At 58.6% G+C, this 17,024-nt stretch carries 14 protein-coding genes and 1 tRNA gene; 12 read left to right on the top strand and 3 right to left on the bottom strand.

The window, feature by feature from the left end:
- The first annotated feature begins 294 nt into the window (after positions 1 to 294).
- The 3 genes from H6G62_RS16875 (at position 295) to H6G62_RS16865 (ending at position 1,911) form a co-directional block, all read left to right on the top strand.
- Complete coding sequence (locus H6G62_RS16875) at positions 295 to 825, top strand: hypothetical protein (RefSeq protein ID WP_190497217.1); 531 nt, start codon at positions 295 to 297, stop codon at positions 823 to 825.
- 186 nt (positions 826 to 1,011) lie between these two features.
- Positions 1,012 to 1,386 carry a phage holin family protein gene (locus H6G62_RS16870; RefSeq protein ID WP_242052134.1) on the top strand — a complete coding sequence of 125 codons (375 nt, stop codon included), beginning with the start codon at positions 1,012 to 1,014 and terminating at the stop codon, positions 1,384 to 1,386.
- Between the two features lie 198 nt (positions 1,387 to 1,584).
- A complete protein-coding gene (locus tag H6G62_RS16865; RefSeq protein ID WP_190497215.1) occupies positions 1,585 to 1,911 on the top strand; it encodes a hypothetical protein in 327 nt (108 codons plus the stop codon).
- Between the two features lie 79 nt (positions 1,912 to 1,990).
- Here the strand turns inward: H6G62_RS16865 and H6G62_RS16860 are convergent, their stop codons facing one another.
- Positions 1,991 to 2,356 (bottom strand): EamA-like transporter family protein, encoded by a 366-nt coding sequence (locus tag H6G62_RS16860; protein ID WP_190497212.1) that lies wholly within the window; start codon positions 2,354 to 2,356, stop codon positions 1,991 to 1,993.
- Between the two features lie 99 nt (positions 2,357 to 2,455).
- Here H6G62_RS16860 and H6G62_RS16855 point away from each other — a divergent pair, with 99 nt between their 5' ends.
- The 4 genes from H6G62_RS16855 (at position 2,456) to H6G62_RS16840 (ending at position 6,319) form a co-directional block, all read left to right on the top strand.
- Positions 2,456 to 3,322, top strand: coding sequence for a M48 family metallopeptidase (locus H6G62_RS16855; RefSeq protein WP_242052133.1), 867 nt, complete (start codon positions 2,456 to 2,458; stop codon positions 3,320 to 3,322).
- Positions 3,301 to 3,382 (top strand) — tRNA-Leu (locus H6G62_RS16850). The genes H6G62_RS16855 and H6G62_RS16850 overlap by 22 nt, the downstream gene beginning before the upstream one ends.
- Before the next feature lie 119 nt (positions 3,383 to 3,501).
- Complete coding sequence (locus tag H6G62_RS16845) at positions 3,502 to 4,404, top strand: transglutaminase family protein (protein WP_190497209.1); 903 nt, start codon at positions 3,502 to 3,504, stop codon at positions 4,402 to 4,404.
- A 67-nt stretch (positions 4,405 to 4,471) separates the two neighbouring features.
- On the top strand, positions 4,472 to 6,319 hold the full coding sequence (locus H6G62_RS16840; RefSeq protein ID WP_199325067.1) for a mechanosensitive ion channel family protein: 1,848 nt from the start codon (positions 4,472 to 4,474) through the stop codon (positions 6,317 to 6,319).
- Between the two features lie 181 nt (positions 6,320 to 6,500).
- Here H6G62_RS16840 and crtR read toward each other — a convergent pair whose 3' ends face one another.
- Positions 6,501 to 7,388, bottom strand: coding sequence for a beta-carotene hydroxylase (gene crtR, locus H6G62_RS16835; RefSeq protein WP_190497208.1), 888 nt, complete (start codon positions 7,386 to 7,388; stop codon positions 6,501 to 6,503).
- Between the two features lie 405 nt (positions 7,389 to 7,793).
- On the opposite strand from crtR, the gene pyk reads away from it, so the two are divergent.
- The 3 genes from pyk (at position 7,794) to H6G62_RS16820 (ending at position 13,862) form a co-directional block, all read left to right on the top strand.
- Positions 7,794 to 9,581 carry a pyruvate kinase gene (gene pyk / locus H6G62_RS16830; protein WP_190497206.1) on the top strand — a complete coding sequence of 596 codons (1,788 nt, stop codon included), beginning with the start codon at positions 7,794 to 7,796 and terminating at the stop codon, positions 9,579 to 9,581.
- Positions 9,582 to 9,696: 115 nt separating this feature from the next.
- The gene (locus H6G62_RS16825) at positions 9,697 to 10,932 is read left to right on the top strand and encodes an LL-diaminopimelate aminotransferase (RefSeq protein WP_190497204.1); all 1,236 of its coding nucleotides are present in this window, start codon (positions 9,697 to 9,699) and stop codon (positions 10,930 to 10,932) included.
- 101 nt (positions 10,933 to 11,033) lie between these two features.
- Entirely contained in the window at positions 11,034 to 13,862 is a 2,829-nt protein-coding gene (locus H6G62_RS16820) for a hypothetical protein (RefSeq protein ID WP_190497203.1), read from the top strand.
- 29 nt (positions 13,863 to 13,891) lie between these two features.
- On the opposite strand, the gene H6G62_RS16815 is transcribed toward H6G62_RS16820, so the two are convergent.
- Positions 13,892 to 14,851, bottom strand: coding sequence for a leucine-rich repeat domain-containing protein (locus H6G62_RS16815; protein ID WP_190497201.1), 960 nt, complete (start codon positions 14,849 to 14,851; stop codon positions 13,892 to 13,894).
- 307 nt (positions 14,852 to 15,158) lie between these two features.
- On the opposite strand from H6G62_RS16815, the gene H6G62_RS16810 reads away from it, so the two are divergent.
- The gene (locus H6G62_RS16810) at positions 15,159 to 15,698 is read left to right on the top strand and encodes an NUDIX domain-containing protein (RefSeq protein ID WP_206755649.1); all 540 of its coding nucleotides are present in this window, start codon (positions 15,159 to 15,161) and stop codon (positions 15,696 to 15,698) included.
- Positions 15,689 to 16,855 (top strand): DNA replication/repair protein RecF, encoded by a 1,167-nt coding sequence (recF, locus tag H6G62_RS16805; protein ID WP_190497199.1) that lies wholly within the window; start codon positions 15,689 to 15,691, stop codon positions 16,853 to 16,855. The genes H6G62_RS16810 and recF overlap by 10 nt, the downstream gene beginning before the upstream one ends.
- The last annotated feature ends 169 nt before the right edge of the window (positions 16,856 to 17,024 follow it).

Here is a 17,024-nt window from a genome sequence, read left to right as displayed (position 1 = left end):
ACGAGTGGCACGCTCCCTAGGCTTACCCTAGGATATCCCCTCGCCAGATGCCCCTTCACAGGTAACCGAAGACCACCCCACAAAACTGTGATCCACATCACGATTGCCCCAGTCGTCTCTCCTTCGACCAACCTCGCTCCAAGCCCGGATTCGCTGGGAACTTCGCGTTGGCTTACCCAGTTCAAGCCTAGGCCGAATGCAGAATAGGGGGGACGCCGGGACGCCCTAGGAATTTCATATTTTGAACCAATATGGTATGCCTGAGTAAGCCACTGTTGTTTCTGGGGTAAGACGATGCGGCAAAACTTTACAGAAGAAGAATGGACAAAGCTCCTGCAAGCGCCGATGGAAGCGGTCATGGCCGTCTGTTTAGCGGACAAGGTTGATCCCATTTCTTTTTTACAAGAGCTGATTGCTGGGGTAAAAATTGTCACCGAAGATGTAAGGCGTACGGATTTGCCTGGAGAACTGATCCCCGCCCTCGTAGCCGCCATGTCCGAAATCGATGCCCAAGAGCCTCTGACTGGGGAGCAGTTAATCCTTAAAAAACAGTTTGAACTGTTGGGAATTATTCAGACCTTTAAAAAGCCCAAGGATGCCCGTGATCGAGCGGTGGAAAGTTTTCAAGCAATTTCGGCCATCCTCGATACCAAGGTAACCGGAGCCCAGGCCACCGAGTTTAAGACCTGGTTAATGTCTGTGGCGCAGCGGGTAGCCGAATACCAGCGCGAAGGTGGGTTCCTCGGCGTTGGCGGGAGCCGGATTAGCGAGCGCGAGTCTGATGTGCTCAAAGCCCTTGCTCGATCGCTAGGTCTAACCCCCTAACCCCACGATTGGAGCCCTAGATTTGACGTTATCGGACTTCTATCACTAGGAAAACGAGGCATCACCCCCTAGGATAGACATCTGCAATAGGCCGTCAGGCTGACTCCTGAGAGTGGGCTAGCGACTTTGACGCTCTCTCGATTCGTCCAACCACCGATTTTCGTTTACGTGTGAGGTATACATCCGATGGCTGATGCTTTGATTTACTTTTTGATTAGTGTTTTAGTTTTAGCGGTCAGCCTGCTGATCATCGCTAAGATTCCGCCCATTGGTGTTGACATTGACAGCCCTGTCAAGGCACTGTTGGGCGGGGCTATCATTGGAGCGTTTAATGGCATCTGGGGCTTTTTCCCCGACGTGATTCGCACGATCACCTGGCTCTTTACCCTAGGCATTGTGCCCCTGCTAGGCTCCATTATTGTGTTTGGTTTTGCGGCTTGGATGGTCGAAGGATTTCGCCTGCGCTGGGGCATTTGGAGCGCCATTATGGGATCCCTAGCCCTAGCCATCGTCAGCTCTCTACTGAAGATGATTTTGGGCGCTTTTGGCCTGGTAGTTTAGGAGCATCATCACACCCCTTGCCCTCCTATCAACCCCAGGGGGGCGGGGGGATTCATGGTTAGCCCTTGCCGATTCCCTTGGTCTACCCAAGCCCCAATCGATGCCAGCCCCAACACATTACAACTGTCTTAAGTTTGGCGGGTTCCAAAGTGGAATGGCGGAGGATAAAAGACAATCTCTCGCACCGAGGTACTCACCATGACGATTCAACAGATGGCTCAGAGGCTTGTCGTCCGTGCCCACGTTCGCTTTACGCCATGGAAATTGCGCCATTGGATTACCCTAGGGATGCTTGCGGTCGTTGGGGTCTTGGGGTTCAGCCTGTGGTCTGTAGCTCCGGCTTGGTCTACGGCCCCCCAGCCGCCTCGCCTGGTGCCCGCCATCCTCAATGGCAACCCCATCCACGTCCTCTACATCACCCGCAGCAACGATCAGGTTTTAGTGCGCTGCTATCCCGGCTTTCAACCCGCCCTGGAGCCCATTAACCAGGAGGGTCGCCTCACCTGCATCAACCCGAATCCTTAGTTGATTGGCTATCGGATCAGCGATAGGCCCAGAAAGCAGGGGCCGACGCAGCCTAGCTTGCAGCGCCCTGCAAAATTCTCTAGCGGGTGGTCACGAGTACCACCCCTAACATAATAAACCCCAACCCCAAGATCCGTACTGGAGGAAGGGCTTCGTTAAAGAAGAAATAGCCCATCAACACCGAGGCAAGGTAGATCAAAGAAGCAGAAGGAGCGGCCACACTGAGCTTGACGCGGGTAAGCAGCAAAATATAGGAAATTGCTCCGATACCGTAGGCGGCTAACCCCGCCAGTAGGGCTGGGGTGGTGGCGATGCGCAAAATGTGGCTGAGGGCGTTTTCTCCGGTCACTTGGCCCAACTGCCCCGCCCCAAATTTCAGGCAAAACTGCCCCAGGCTACTGGCCATCACAGAAATCAGCAGTAGTCCAAATTCCGGGAGAGTCACGCCGCTGGCCTCACAAGGGTGCTGTTTTCACTGCTGTATTACTTTAGGATAAACTCACGGACATTCCCCGTTGTTCCGTTGCCCCGTCCGGTAATGCCTATGCTCGGTAAAACGCTGCTTCGTGGCCTCCAAGCCAATCAGTTTCGCCATCCCCTCGATCTAGAGGCGACGCGATCTCTGCAACAACTGCCAGGGCTGGACGTGCTGGTGCGACTAGTGGTCGCCCCCCTAGCCGAGTCGTTTTTCCATTTAGAAAACCTGGCCTCCAGCATTCAGGTCAGCAACCGTCAACTGCCCAGCCTCCACGCGGCCCTTACCGAAGCCTGCCAAATTCTCGACCTCGACGTGCCTCAACTCTATGTGCGGCAGAACCCGGTACCCAATGCCTACACCTTTGCCATGCGCGGGGAGCGGCCCTTTATTGTCATCCACACCGCCCTGCTAGAACTGCTGACCCCAGAGGAAACCCAGGCGGTGATCGCCCACGAACTGGGCCATCTCAAGTGTGACCATAGCCTTTACCTCACGGTGGCCAATCTCCTCACCCTGGCGGCGAGTCAACTACCCTTTGGCGACGGCATTGCCCAAGGCCTACAAAATCGGCTGATGGAGTGGGTGCGTTGTGCAGAATTTACCTGTGATCGCGCTGCCCTGCTCGTGGCCCAGGATCCCCGGATTGTGGCCTCCTTACTGATGAAGCTCTGTGGCGGATCCCCCTCTCTGGTGGCCGAGTTGAGTGTGGATGCCTTCCTCGATCAAGCCCGCGCCTACGACGATCTCAGCCAGGATGCCCTAGGCGATGCCCTCAAACAACTGCGCACCCAGGGTCTCACTCACCCCGTCCCTGTGCTGCGGGCAAAGGAAATTGAACGCTGGGCCAGCAGCCAGGTCTACTATGATCTGGTGAAAAACCGCCCAATTGAGTATAATGAGGGCTCATCCAAGGGCGGATGGCGAAATTGGTAGACGCACCACACTCAAAATGTGGCGACTTCGGTCATGCGAGTTCGAGTCTCGCTCTGCCCATGTTTAAGTTCCTAGGCCACCTGGATCGCTTCTACCTCCTTCGGGGATAGACTCGCTGGCTTCTATTGTTTCGGATCCATAAAACCGAGGATAGCTCGGTCTATTTGGGTTGAGCTGCCATGAGCGTCATCTACGATTTAGAACACATCACCACCTATCGCTACGCCAAGCCCGTCACCTTTGGTCCCCATCGCGCCATTTTTTTGCCGAGGGGCAGCTATGGCGGGCGTATTCTGAGCTACCGCCTAGACACCAACCTGCCCTCCCAGGTGCGTTGGATGATGGATACCCTCTCCAATAACGTGGCGGTGATTGACCTACAAGCCCCAGGGGAAGAACTAACCGTCGCCTACCATGTGCAGGGGGAACACTTCGGCTATCGAGCGGTGCAAGACTTTCCCCTCGACTCTAGGGCGGAGGAACTGCCTGTGCAGTATACGCCGGACGAATGGACGGATTTGTCGGTGTTTATGCGGCCCCACGCCGAGGACTTTGATGGCCTTGTGGCAGATTGGACGCGGCGATTTGTGCTGGGCGACCAAGACGGCACGTTGGATGTGATCGACCGCATGATGGACACCATCCACCGCACCCTGAAGTACGAAGCCCGCGAGGCGGAGGGCACTCAATCCCCCGGTGACACCCTGCGTACCGGAATGGGCACCTGTCGGGACTATGCGTGGTTGATGATCGAGGCGCTGCGACGGTTGGGACTGGCCTGTCGGTTTGTCAGCGGCTACTTGTATGATGCGGCCCTCGACGGGGGCGAGGTAGGCATGACCGGATCCGGAGCCACCCATGCTTGGCTTCAGGTTTACCTACCCGGTGCTGGCTGGCGAAACTATGACCCCACCAACCGCATCAGTGAGGGGTTTGATCTGGTGCCCGTGGCCATTGCCCGCCATCCCAATCAAGTGATGCCCTTGTCGGGTTCTTGGATGGGGGATGCCTCGGATTATTTAGGGATGTCGGTGCAGGTTGCCATCCGCAAACTGGCCGACCAACGGGAATATCAAGCCTAGCGCTCGGTCTCCTGCCGCAACCCTCAGCCTTCATCAATAATCCACGATCCTAAGGACAAAACCACGGATGGGCCGTAACCACGCCAAATATCGATGCCAGTCCAGCCCCGCTGCCCCCCGTGGCGTTCGCTCTAGGGATCGATGGCGATGGCGATTATGTTGGGTGACGGTAGCGTTGCTGCTGGCGCTGCTGATGGGGGGCGTCCGCACCATGCCGGGGGGGGCCAATGCCCTCGTTCCCCAGCCGCTCGTTGCCCAGACGACGGCGGACGAAACGACTCCAGGGGAATCCCCCAGTCCGTCGAATGCCCCCTTGAGCCAGTCAAGTCCATCGGGCCGTTTAGTGGGCAATGCCATTGACGGTTTTCCGGTGGTGCTGGATGGCAAGGAGTTATTTCGGGTCAAGGTGGGCCTTGAGGGGGTCTCTGCGGAGGAACGGGCCGCCATCCTCACCCAGCGCATTCAGGCGGCGGTGGTTGACAGCAGCATTACCCCCGACGACATTCGGGCGGAAACGGGGGAGACCCAGAGCGTCATTTGGGCTGGGGACAAGGTGCTGTTTACCATTCGCCCAGCGGATGAGGCGATCTACGGTCGGCCCCATCCAGAACTTGCTGCCATGGCGGTGGATTGGATTCAGCAGGCCCTAATCGACTATCGCGAGGCCCGCACCCTACAACGGACGGCCATCAACTTAGTGGCCATCGTGGTCAGCACATTAATTCTGGTGATTTTTCTGCGCGGGCTGTTTTTCCTCTGCTCTAAGCTGTCCAGCCGCATTCAAACCCAGCGGGAAAACGGCACCCTAGCGCTACGGATCCGGTCGATTCCCCTACTGGGAGCCGGAGCCACCAGCTACCTGCTTCAGAGCCTCATTCAACTGCTGCGGATGGGGCTGATGCTGTTTGCCCTCTACCTCTATGTGCCCTTTGTGCTCAGCCAGTTTCCGGCCACCGAAGCGATTGGAGACAGCCTGCTGCGGGACATTGCGGATCGATTAAGCGCCCTAGCCCAGGGGTTTGTGGCCTACCTGCCCAACCTGCTGATGCTGGGGGTTTTGGCCTTGATCACCTACTACGTGATCGAATTTGCCAAGCAGGTGATTATCGAACTGGGGCGGCAGGATGTGTACCCCTGGTTCTACCCCGAATGGGTGTCACCTACCATCCGTCTGGCCACGTTTTTCATTGCGGCCATCGCCTTCGTTATTGCTGGGCCGTTTTTGCCCGGATTTGGGTCGCCCGCCTTCCAGGGGGTGTCGCTGTTTGTGGGGGCCTTGCTCACCTTGGGATCCTCCTCCGCCGTAGCCAACGCCCTAGCCGGAATTATCCTGATCTACACCCGCGCCTTTCGGATTGGCGACTTCATCCGCATCGACAACATCCTGGGCGAAGTGCAGGATAAATCCCTGTTTGTCACCCGCGTGATCACGCCTAGGCAGGAAACCGTCACCATCCCCAATGCCTCGGTGCTCAACAGCAACGTCACCAACTTCAGCGCCATCTGCCGCGAAGCCGGGGGCTATCTGGTGCTGCAAACCACCGTCACCCTGGGGTACGATGTGCCCTGGCGCAAAATCCACGCGGTGATGATCGAAGCGGCCCTCGCCACCCCCAACATCCAAGCCACTCCCGCTCCCTTCGTTCTGCAAACGGCCCTCAACGACTTCAACGTGAGCTACACCCTCAGCGCCTACACTGCCGCCCCCAACCAAATGCCCCTAATCTACTCGGCTCTGCACCAAAATATCCAAGACCACTGCAACGCCGCCGATATCGAAATCCTCTCACCGGGCTACACCGCCCTGCGCGACGGCAACCATTCCACCATCCCCGCCGACTACCTACCAGAGGACTACACCGCCCCTGCCTTTGGCATCCACCAAACCCAACCCCGCAACGGCCAGGTTTCTTAGTCATTCTTAGTCATCTCCCTACCCAGCCCAGCCCCCCACCGTAGGGGCGAGGTCTCCTCTCTCCTCGCCCACAAATACCAAGGCAAACTGCTTCAAAGCCAAGACGCAGGGGAATAAGCCAATCGTCACCTGAGACCTCTGGGAGGGCAGGGAACCCCTGCCCCTACAATGGTGGTGGGGTTTAATGGCGCTTGAACCGGATACCGAGAAAGAGGTCGTAGAGGAAGCTGAAGAAGTCCTTCACTTGTAGCAATCCTAGGGACTGGGGAGAACCCTTTTCGTCTAGCAGGGGCCGCATGACTTCGTAGGTGGGCTTGTATTTGTACCAGGGCACCGAGGGCCAGAGGTGATGCACCAGGTGGTAGTTTTGGCCCATGATCAGAATATTCAGCACGGCACCGGGATAGACGCGGGCATTTTTCCAGCGATCTCGTTCCTCGAAGGGGCGGTGGGGTAGGTAGTCGAAAAATAAGCCTAGGGCAATGCCGACGACGAGGGCTGGGGAAAACCAAAAGTTGAAGATGTAGCCGAGGAAGTCAAACTTCCAGGCGGCAAACACCAGCAGCGCTACAGCCAAACGGCCCAGGAACCACTCCAGCAGCTCCCAATTACGCCAGAGTTGGCGTTTGAAGAAGTAAATCTCGTGGTAGAAGAAGCGGGCGGCAATCAGCCACAGCGGCCCCCCGGTGGAGACAAAGTGATCCGGGTCGTTTTCGGGGTCGTTCACGTGGGCGTGGTGTTGCAGATGGACACGGGTAAACACCGGAAAGGAAAAGCCCAGGATCAGGGCGCTACCATGGCCCAAAATTGCATTCACCTTGCGATTGCGATGGGCAGAGTGGTGGGAGGCATCGTGGATGACCGTCCCCGCCAGATGCAGAGACAGGACGTTCATCAAAAACACGCACCAACCGGGCCAACCCCAGAGGAAATAGCCCACGGTGGAAATGCTAATCAGACCTACGGAGGCCATGAACATCAGGGCATTAGGACTTAAACCACCCTCAGCTTTCAGCAACTCAGGGGGCACCGTTTTTCGTATCGTCAGGGGCTCGGTTGCCGCCGACATGTTGCACGCTCCTACACCAATATCCTCGGTAGTATACGTTACGACGCCGCGTTAATAAAGTTTTGTGACGGGAAAGGGGACAAAATCTCAGCTTGGTAGGGGCGAAGCACCCAGGGTGGGCCATTCAGCGGTCAAATCCTGGGGCTAGGGTCTGGGAATTAGGTGGTGGCCCTAGCGGGCAGAGCCAGCTTGGCTGGACGGCGGTGGTAAAAGTCTTGGGCTGGCCTCGATGTTTGCGCTCAGATTTGCTTTAGAGTGACAAAATCCCAAGTTTTATGTAAAGGTTGTCTGCCTTGATGTAAAGGTTGCCTGGATATAGATGTTGTCTGCTGGGCATCCAAACGGGCTTAGCCCTTGATTCTAGATGCCTCTGGGTTGTCGTTCAGTCATGTTAGAGAGATCACTATGCCGCTGAGTACCAATCGCCGCCGTACGAAAATTGTCGCCACCATCGGCCCCGCAACCCAGACTGCTGACGTGCTCCGTGCCCTGATTGAAGCCGGAGCAACCACCCTACGGCTCAACTTTTCCCACGGTAGCCACGAAGATCACCAGCGCAGTATCCGCCTCATTCGCCAGGTGTCCTTCGAGTTGAATCAGCCCGTCGGCATTTTGCAGGATTTGCAGGGGCCAAAAATTCGCCTGGGTAAGTTTGAGCAGGGGGCGATTCAACTGGCCAAGGGCGATCCCTTTGTCCTCACCAGCGAGCGCATTTTGGGCACCCAGGAACGGGCCTGCGTTACCTACGACAAGCTGGCGGAGGAAGTTCCGGTGGGTTCCACCATTTTGCTGGACGATGGCAAGGTGGAAATGAAGGTGGAAGCCGTGGATATCGAGGCCCAGGAACTCCACTGTCGAGTGGTGGTTGGGGGCCTGCTGACGAATAACAAAGGGGTGAACTTTCCAGGGGTCTACCTCTCCATCAAAGCCCTGACCGAGAAGGATCGGGAAGACCTGATGTTTGGCCTCAATCAGGGGGTGGACTGGGTGGCTCTCAGCTTTGTGCGTAACCCCCAGGATGTGCTGGAAATTAAGGAAATCATTGCCCAAGCCGGGAAAAATGTGCCCGTTATCGTCAAGATCGAAAAGCACGAGGCCATTGAGCAGATGGAGGCGATTTTGTCGCTGTCGGACGGGGTGATGGTGGCGCGGGGCGATCTGGGGGTAGAACTGCCCGCCGAGGAGGTGCCGATTTTGCAAAAGCGCCTGATCCTCACCGCCAATGCCCTGGGCATTCCGGTGATTACCGCCACCCAAATGCTGGATAGCATGGTGGGCAACCCCCGCCCCACTCGCGCCGAGGTCTCCGACGTGGCCAATGCCATTTTGGACGGCACCGATGCGGTGATGCTCTCCAACGAAACGGCGGTGGGCAAGTTCCCGGTCGAAGCCGTGGCCACCATGGCACGGGTGGCGGTGCGCACGGAGCAGGAAGGCTTGGGCAACCGCGAGCTAGAGAACACTGGAGCCTGGTCGATTCCCAATGCCATTAGTCAGGCCGTGGGGCGGATTGCCTCCCAGCTCAATGCAGCGGCGATTATGACCCTGACCAAAAGCGGAGCTACGGCCCGCAATGTGTCGAAATATCGGCCCCAAACGCCCATTTTGGCCATTACCCCCCATGTGAATGTAGCCCGCCAACTGCAACTGGTGTGGGGGGTCAAGCCGCTGTTGGTGTTGGATCTCCCCTCCACCACCCAAACCTTCCAGGCGGCGATGGGGGTGGCCCAGGAAAAGCACCTGCTCAACGATGGCGATCTGGTGGTGCTGACAGCGGGCACCCTGCAAGGGGTATCGGGTTCCACCGACTTGATTAAGGTGGACGTGGTAACGGCGGTGCTGGGCCGAGGCGTGGGCATTGGCGAAGCTTCTGTCAGCGGTCGGGCACGGGTGGCCCACAGCGGCATGGATGTCAGCGACTTTAACGAGGGCGAGATTCTGATTGTTCCCCGCACCAGTGCCGATTTTGTCGAGGCCATCCGTCGTTCCGGCGGCATTATTACCGAAGACGACAGCCTCACAGGCCACGCTGCGGTGATTGGCCTGCGGCTGGGGGTTCCGGTGATTGTGGGGGTGAAAAACGCCACGGAAATCATCCGCGACGGCACCATCCTCACCCTCGATACCCGGCGAGGACTGGTCTATTCTGGAGCGCTGGGCACCCTGAGAACCGATCACGGCCTAGGGCTTTAGCCTCCTCATCGGGCGAGATGGGCGCTTCCCCAGGGGTGCCCTGGGCGAACTCCAACCCAAAACGTCCCGGCAATGGCGGTAATCTGGGTTAAGTAACAAAGCGACACAAACCAGCATGGCTACTATTAACGACAATTACCTCAAACTCAAGGCGGGCTACCTGTTTCCCGAAATTGCCCGTCGGGTGAACACCTTCGTGGAAGCGAATCCCGATGCGCCAATTATCAAATTGGGCATTGGCGACGTCACCGAACCCCTGCCCGAAGCCTGCCGCAACGCTATGATCCAGGCGGTACAGGACATGGGGGATCGTGGCTCCTTTAAGGGCTATGGCCCCGAACAGGGCTATGGCTGGCTGCGAGAAAAAATTGCCCAGCACGACTTCCAATCTCGCGGCTGCGCCATTGACGCCTCGGAAATCTTCATCTCCGATGGCTCCAAGTGCGACTGCGGCAACATTCTAGACATCTTTGGCGACAACAACTCCATCGCCGTCACCGACCCGGTCTACCCCGTCTATGTGGATACCAACGTGATGGCGGGCCACACCGGAGTCGTGAAAGACAACGGCGAATACGAAGGGCTGGTCTATCTGCCCATCAACGCCGAAAACAACTTTACCGCCAGCATTCCCAGCGAAAAGGTAGACCTGATCTACCTCTGCTTCCCCAACAACCCCACCGGGGCCGTCGCCACCAAGGAGCACCTACAAGCCTGGGTGAACTACGCCCGCGCCCATGGCTCCATCATCCTGTTTGACGCCGCCTACGAAGCCTTCATCACCGACCCCACCCTTCCCCACTCTATCTACGAAATTGAGGGAGCGAGGGAATGCGCCATTGAGTTTCGCTCTTTCTCTAAGAACGCTGGCTTTACCGGGACTCGCTGTGCCCTCACCGTAGTGCCCAAGTCCCTCAAGGGCAAAGCCGCCGACGGCAGCGAAGTAGAACTGCACGGCCTGTGGAACCGTCGCCAATCCACCAAGTTCAATGGCGTCTCCTACATTGTGCAGCGGGGGGCTGAGGCGGTCTATTCCGCCGAAGGCCAAGCCCAAACCAAGGCGCTGATTGACTTTTACATGGAAAACGCCCGCATCATTCGCGAGCAACTCACGGCGGCAGGCATCAGCGTCTATGGCGGCGTCAACGCACCCTACGTCTGGGTGAAGACCCCCAACAACCTATCGAGCTGGGATTTCTTTGATAAGCTACTGCACACCTGCAACGTGGTGGGCACCCCCGGATCTGGCTTTGGGGCCGCTGGGGAGGGCTACTTCCGCATCTCCGCCTTCAACAGCCGCGAGAACGTGGTGGAAGCTATGGCCCGTGTCACCGCCAAGTTCCGGGCCTAGGTAGAGCCTCAGATTCCCTGAATACCCCTTGAGAACGGAGTGGACCAGACTATAATTTCCCCTAAGCACGGTGGGATAACCCCTGAGAATAGGAAGCGGCGATGACAGGTTCAGGGTTTCAACGTCCAGGGTTTCAGCGTTCTGGCTGGTCGGGGGAGTCTGCCGCTGGGGAGACTTGGGGAGGGCTCAGCATGGCCGAAATGCTGAGTCTACCCCTGGAGCAGCGCCAACTGATGGTGTGGTTGATTCGGCAACCCACGGTGACCCTGGCTGACATTGCCCAACAGTTGGGGACAACCGAGGCGGAGGCCCAGCAGCGGATCGCCCCCCTGCTGACCCAGGGCTATGTCCAGGCGTTATCCCCTGCCGAGGGTGAGGGATGGGATGAGGATCGGTTCCCGACGGGGGGATCACCGATGCAATACCGTGCCCGAATTTTGTCGCTCCAGCGGGCGGGTAGACGAGAAGACGGGCCAGCCACCGCCACCGCTGCGCCCCTGGCCGTGATGCTGAGCGGGGCTAGTTTGGTGACACCGGGGGGAACCGTAACCCTCAGCGTGACGGTCACCAACAAGGGTGACACCAGCGCCATTATTGACGTGTTTTTGGAGGATTTGCCCGCCTCCCTCTATGCCTGGGTGTCATCTACCCAGGAGCGCTTAGCCCTTGGCCCCGACCAAAGCCGGGAGGCCATCTTCACTTTTCTGGTGCCCGCCACCGCCATGGCCGGATACTACACCTATGCCCTGGTGGTGGATTCGCCCCAGCACTACCCCAGCAGTCCGCCCCAGCGATTTGAGCAGCGGATTCAGGTATTGCCCGCCGCCGAGGATGGGGATCAGGCCAGCGATCCCACCTTTTTTCTGCTGCCTCCCACCCGTGCCGCCAGCCCTAACCGCCTTGCCCCTGGCGATACCCTGGAGCTTCAGGTAGTCGTCCACAACCGAGGCCAGCGGGTGGATCGGTTTCGGCTGCGCTGTCTAGATCTGCCGCCGGAGTGGCTGACGATTACCTATCCCCAGGGGTTTCAGGCGGTGGGGCTGTCGCTCATGGAGCAATACCTCGACCTCAACCCCAACGACCAGGGCACGATTTTAGTGTTGCTAACGGTGCCCTTGAACACCCTGGCAGGCAGCTATGTCGGTACCCTACAACTGCAATCGGAAAACCAGCCCGACCTGACCCTGCTGGATTTGCTCTACCTAGACATCCTCCCGGTGTATCAGGTGAATCTCAGCTTTCGTACCTTGGTCAGTCGGGTGCAAAACCAGCCGGGGCAATATATGGTGCAGGCCAGCAACCAGGGTAATACCCCCCGCACCATCCAGTTCCAAGCCCTGCCCCTGGATGGTGGCAATCTGTGTACCTTCACCCTAGATCCGCCAGAGTTAATCCTCGCCCCCCAACAAACCCAGACCACCCAACTCACCGTGCAGCCCCAGCCCCGCCGCAAACGACCCTGGGTGGGGGGTGGACGGGTGATTAACTTTGCCGTGGAAGCCCAGGATGTGGACAACCACCCCCTGCCGGAGATTCCCATGCAGGGTTTTTTGCTGTGGGAGTCACGCCCCTGGTGGCAGGTGTTGCCCCTGGTGTTGCTGGCCATCGGCAGTTTGGCGGCGGGGTTGTGGCTGCTGTGGTGGCTGTTTTTGCGGCCCCCGGCACCGCTCCAGGTGGTACGTTTGGCCCCCGCCGATCCCCAATACAGTGAAGCCAACGACGATGCCGTGCGGCTGGACTTCCAGATTAGCCAGCCCCGCCGTTTGCAGCGCCTAGAACTGGTGGGGCAATCCCCAGAGGGCACCATCACCAGTGGCCCCATGGTCTACGATTTCAGCCAGGGCTTGCCCCCAGACCTGGAACCCTTCTGCACCCTAAGTCGGGTGTTGCTCACCTGTCGCGCCGTGCTCACCGACGCCCGCCAGCCCGGACAGTATCAGTTCACCCTCACCGCCTTTCCTTCGCCCGGTCGGGGTCGCCTATCGCCCCATTCCCTAGACTCGGCCCTCATCACCGTCGATCCTTTTCCCCAGCCCGAAATTCTCGCCTTTACGCCCAGCCAGCCCATTTACCCAGAAGCGCCGCCCAGCGCTCAACCCGTGGCCAACGGTAACGGTGACAACGCCAACAATCCCCAGCCTGTACCCTACGGGATTCGCCTCAACTGGGCCATTGCCAACCCCCAGCGTGTTGCCGCCCTCCAACTGGTGGGGCGCGACCCGGAGGGCACCGTTGTCTTTCCCCCCATCCAGATTGATCTAAGGCAGGGGCTTCCCGAACCCCTCCAGGAGTTTTGCCGATTGGAGGCGGTGCTGGTGTGTGAGAACCTGCAAACGGGGGTGCGTCAGGCCGGACGCTACATCTTTGAACTGACGGTCATTCCCATGGATGGCCCCGCCGATCCCCCCATTACCCTGGCCACAGCACCGATTTTGATTGAGGCCCGCCCCCCGCAAATTCTCAACTTTTTGGTGAATGGCCAGCCCATGCAGCCGAAATATACCGTTCCCCTCGCCCCCGGTCAGCCACCGCCCCAACTGGTGGTGTCTTGGCAGGTGGAGGCCAATCCCGGCACCACGGTCACCCTGTTGCCCGTCCCTGGCAATGTGCCCCCCCAAGGCAGCCTGCCCCTACCCCTCAGCACCGAAACCAGTTCCACCGTAATTACGCTTCAGGTTACCAACCGCGATGGCAAGCAGGTACAGCGGTCGTTTACCCTGGCCACTGTCGCCCTCCCGCCCCCAACCGTTCCCTCCGGCGGCGGCGCTACTGCTAGTGGGGCGAGTGGTAACGGTGACGACGGGGCAGCGGCAGCAGCAGCGGCGGCAGCAGCGGCAGCGGTAGGTAAACCAGGCGATCCCCTGACCACACCCCGACTTTCCAGCCCCAACGGCCTGTCACCCTCAGAACTGCCCCCCCAGTTTGAATGATCCCACCGTCAGCCCTACCTCAAGCCAACCTACATCAAACAGAGGGTGTTAGGGTTGGTGGGGCACCCCATGCGGTTGACGGGGTTGTTATATAAATACACTTGCCCCAGGCTGGGCATGGCTCGCAGCACCGAGGCATTCTGAATGCGGTTGCGATTGAGGTTCAAGTAGCGCAGGTTCTCTAGGGTCGCGAGGGTGGTGATGTCCTCAATGTAGTTAGCGCTGAGATCCAGCACCTCCAGGGCGGTGAGAGACCCTAGCGGGGTGAGGTCGGTAATTTGATTGTGGTTGAGGTAGAGGGTGGTGAGACTCGTCAAGGATGCCAGCGGATCCAGGGATTGCAGTTGAGTTTGGCTGAGGTGCAGATCTTCCAGTGCAGTAAGTGGGGCTAAGCCCTGCAAGTCGCCGAGGGGATTATTCGCCAAACCCAACACTCGGAGGTTGTCGAGGTTGGACAGCGGGGTGAGGTCGGTAATTTGGTTATTGCTGAGATAAAGCCGGGAGAGGTTGGGCATCGCGGCGAGGGGCTGTAGGTCTTGGATGGCGTTGTTGTGCAACAGCAGATGCGTCAGTTGGGGCCAACTGGCCAGGGGGGCAATATCCGTTAATCCCTGGTGCGATAGGTTGAGTAGCGTAACCACCGAGGCCCGCCGCCCTGCTTGGGTGCAGTTTTCCACCCCCAATTCCGTCAACAGCACCTCCACCGTATGGCGCTGCCCCTCCGATAGGCTATCCTTGGCCTCGCACCACTGCTGAAAGGTGGTCGGCCTCGCCACTGGAGCAACCTCCGACGGGGCGTCTTCTGCCTGAGCCTCTTCCGCTTCTACCTCCTGAGCTTCCCTGTCCACAGTTTCGCTCTCAGGACTATCCACCGATTGGACAGCTTCAGCCTCAGGCGTCTCTACACCCTGAGTTTCGGCCTCCTGGGTTTCGGCTTCCTGAATGGCTGGCTCTGGAGTTTCCCCAAAAGCCGTCCCAGCCGTTCCCATCACTCCCAAGGCCACTACCCAACCCCAGCCTAGCCTCCCTATACCAACCATTGATAACCCTCTTCCCCTTGCCAGTCATCTCAATACCCTGGGCAATATCCTAGCAACTTGCCCCTCTCCCCTGAAGGCCCACTTTGCCACTTTTCATTCGGTCAGCAGGCAGAAAGCAGAAGGCAGAGAATTTGCTGATTCCCGACTCCCGACTCCCGACTCCCGACTCCCAACTCCCGACTCCCAACTCCCGACCCCCGACTCCCACTCCCGACTCTCCCACTCCCCTGCCTAGGAACACCGATAAGCCGATAAAATGCAAAGGTCGCTAAATCCGTGGCGGGTGATGGCCAAAAAGAGTGCAGGGCTGCTGATGTACCGCCGCTCTGAACAAGGCATTGAGGTGCTGTTGGTGCATTCCGGGGGGCCGTACTGGGTCAATCGTCAGTGGCAGGCGTGGTCGATTCCTAAGGGAGAAATTGATCCGGGCGAAGACACCTTTGCCGCTGCCCAGCGGGAATTTCAGGAGGAAACCGGACAGCGGGCCGAGGGGCAGTTTCAGGCGTTGCGTACCGTCCGGCAGTCGGGGGGAAAGCTGGTGTTTGCCTGGGCCTTTGAGGGCGACTTTGATCCCGAAACCCTCCACAGCAATACCTTTACCTTAGAATGGCCCCCCAACTCTGGGCGAATGCGGGAATTCCCGGAGGTGGATCAGGCGGCCTGGTTTCCGCTGGAGGAGGCTAAACAGCGCATTATTAAAGCCCAGGCCCAATTTTTAGACGAACTGGTTACCGTTTTGGCCCAGCCCGCCGCCCCCAATGCCCCCATTCCCCCCCGTCATCCCCGTTGTACCTGACCTACCTGGCCCTCAAACAGTTTCGCAATTACCGTGAGCAGGCTGTGCAATTCACGGCTCCCAAAACCATTGTGGTGGGGGACAATGCCCAAGGTAAGTCGAACCTGCTGGAGGCAGTGGAGCTATTGGCCACGCTCAAGTCTCACCGCACCAGCCGAGATCGAGACTTGGTGCAGCAGGATCAGCCCTTGGCCCAGGTCAGCGCCTCGGTGCAGCGAGATTTAGGGCCAGCGGAGATTGCCTTGGTACTGCGGGCGGCGGGGCGGCGCACGGCCATCCTCAACGGCGAAAAGCTGCGGCGACAACTCGATAGCCTGGGCACCCTGAATGCGGTGCAGTTTTCCAGTCTGGATCTGAACTTGGTGCGAGGGGGGCCGGGGGAACGGCGGGCCTGGTTGGATACCTTGCTGGTGCAGCTAGAGCCGATCTATGCCCACATCCTAAGCCAGTACAACCAAGTTCTGAAGCAGCGTAACGCCCTGATTAAGCGTCTTTATGGGGATGGCAGTAGCGATAGTGACACGTCCTCCGACCGCACCGAATTAGCTCTGTGGGATGCCCAACTGGCCACCCTGGGCACCCATGTGATGCGGCGGCGGGCGAGGGCCATTCAGCGCCTTGCCCCCATCGCCCAAAACTGGCACCAGGCCATCAGCGGCCAGCGAGAAACCCTGCACCTGCACTACCAACCCAACGTGCCTTTGCAAGATTTCCCCCTGTCCCCAGACGGCAACACAGGGGATGTCCAGACCATCCAAGCCAATTTCCTGGACAAAATTCAGCAGCGGGCCGTGGCCGAGCAGCACCAGCGCACCACCCTAGTTGGCCCCCACCGAGATGATATTGACCTGATCATCAACGACACCCCTAGCCGCCAGTATGGTTCCCAGGGCCAGCAGCGTACCCTGGTGCTGGCCCTAAAGCTGGCGGAACTCCACCTAATTGAATCGGTGATTGGGGAACCGCCCCTGCTGCTGTTGGATGATGTGCTGGCGGAACTCGACCTACACCGCCAAAATCAACTGCTGGAGGCGATTCAGGATCGCTTTCAAACCATCATCACCACCACCCACCTGGGAGCCTTTGACAGCCAGTGGAAAACCACCTCCCAAGTGTTGACGGTGCGCCAAGGGCAGATTCAGCCCAGCCTCTACTAAGTACACACAAGTCATCGATGCTGACCTTGCCAGGGATTGATCCCCCCTAGCCCCCCTTGGAAAGGCAGGGTGGTTTCATACGAGTAAAGAAAAAACATAGTGGATCCGATTGGCCCAAAGTCTGAGGGCTTGAGGCACGGTTCGCCAGCCTTGCCGTCGGGCTAGGGTA

Source organism: Phormidium sp. FACHB-1136, from assembly GCF_014697375.1.
Classification (GTDB): Bacteria; Cyanobacteriota; Cyanobacteriia; order Phormidesmidales; family Phormidesmidaceae; genus Nodosilinea.
The sequence above is the reverse complement of the archived record's forward strand: the minus strand, read 5'-3'. Positions and strand labels throughout refer to the sequence as shown.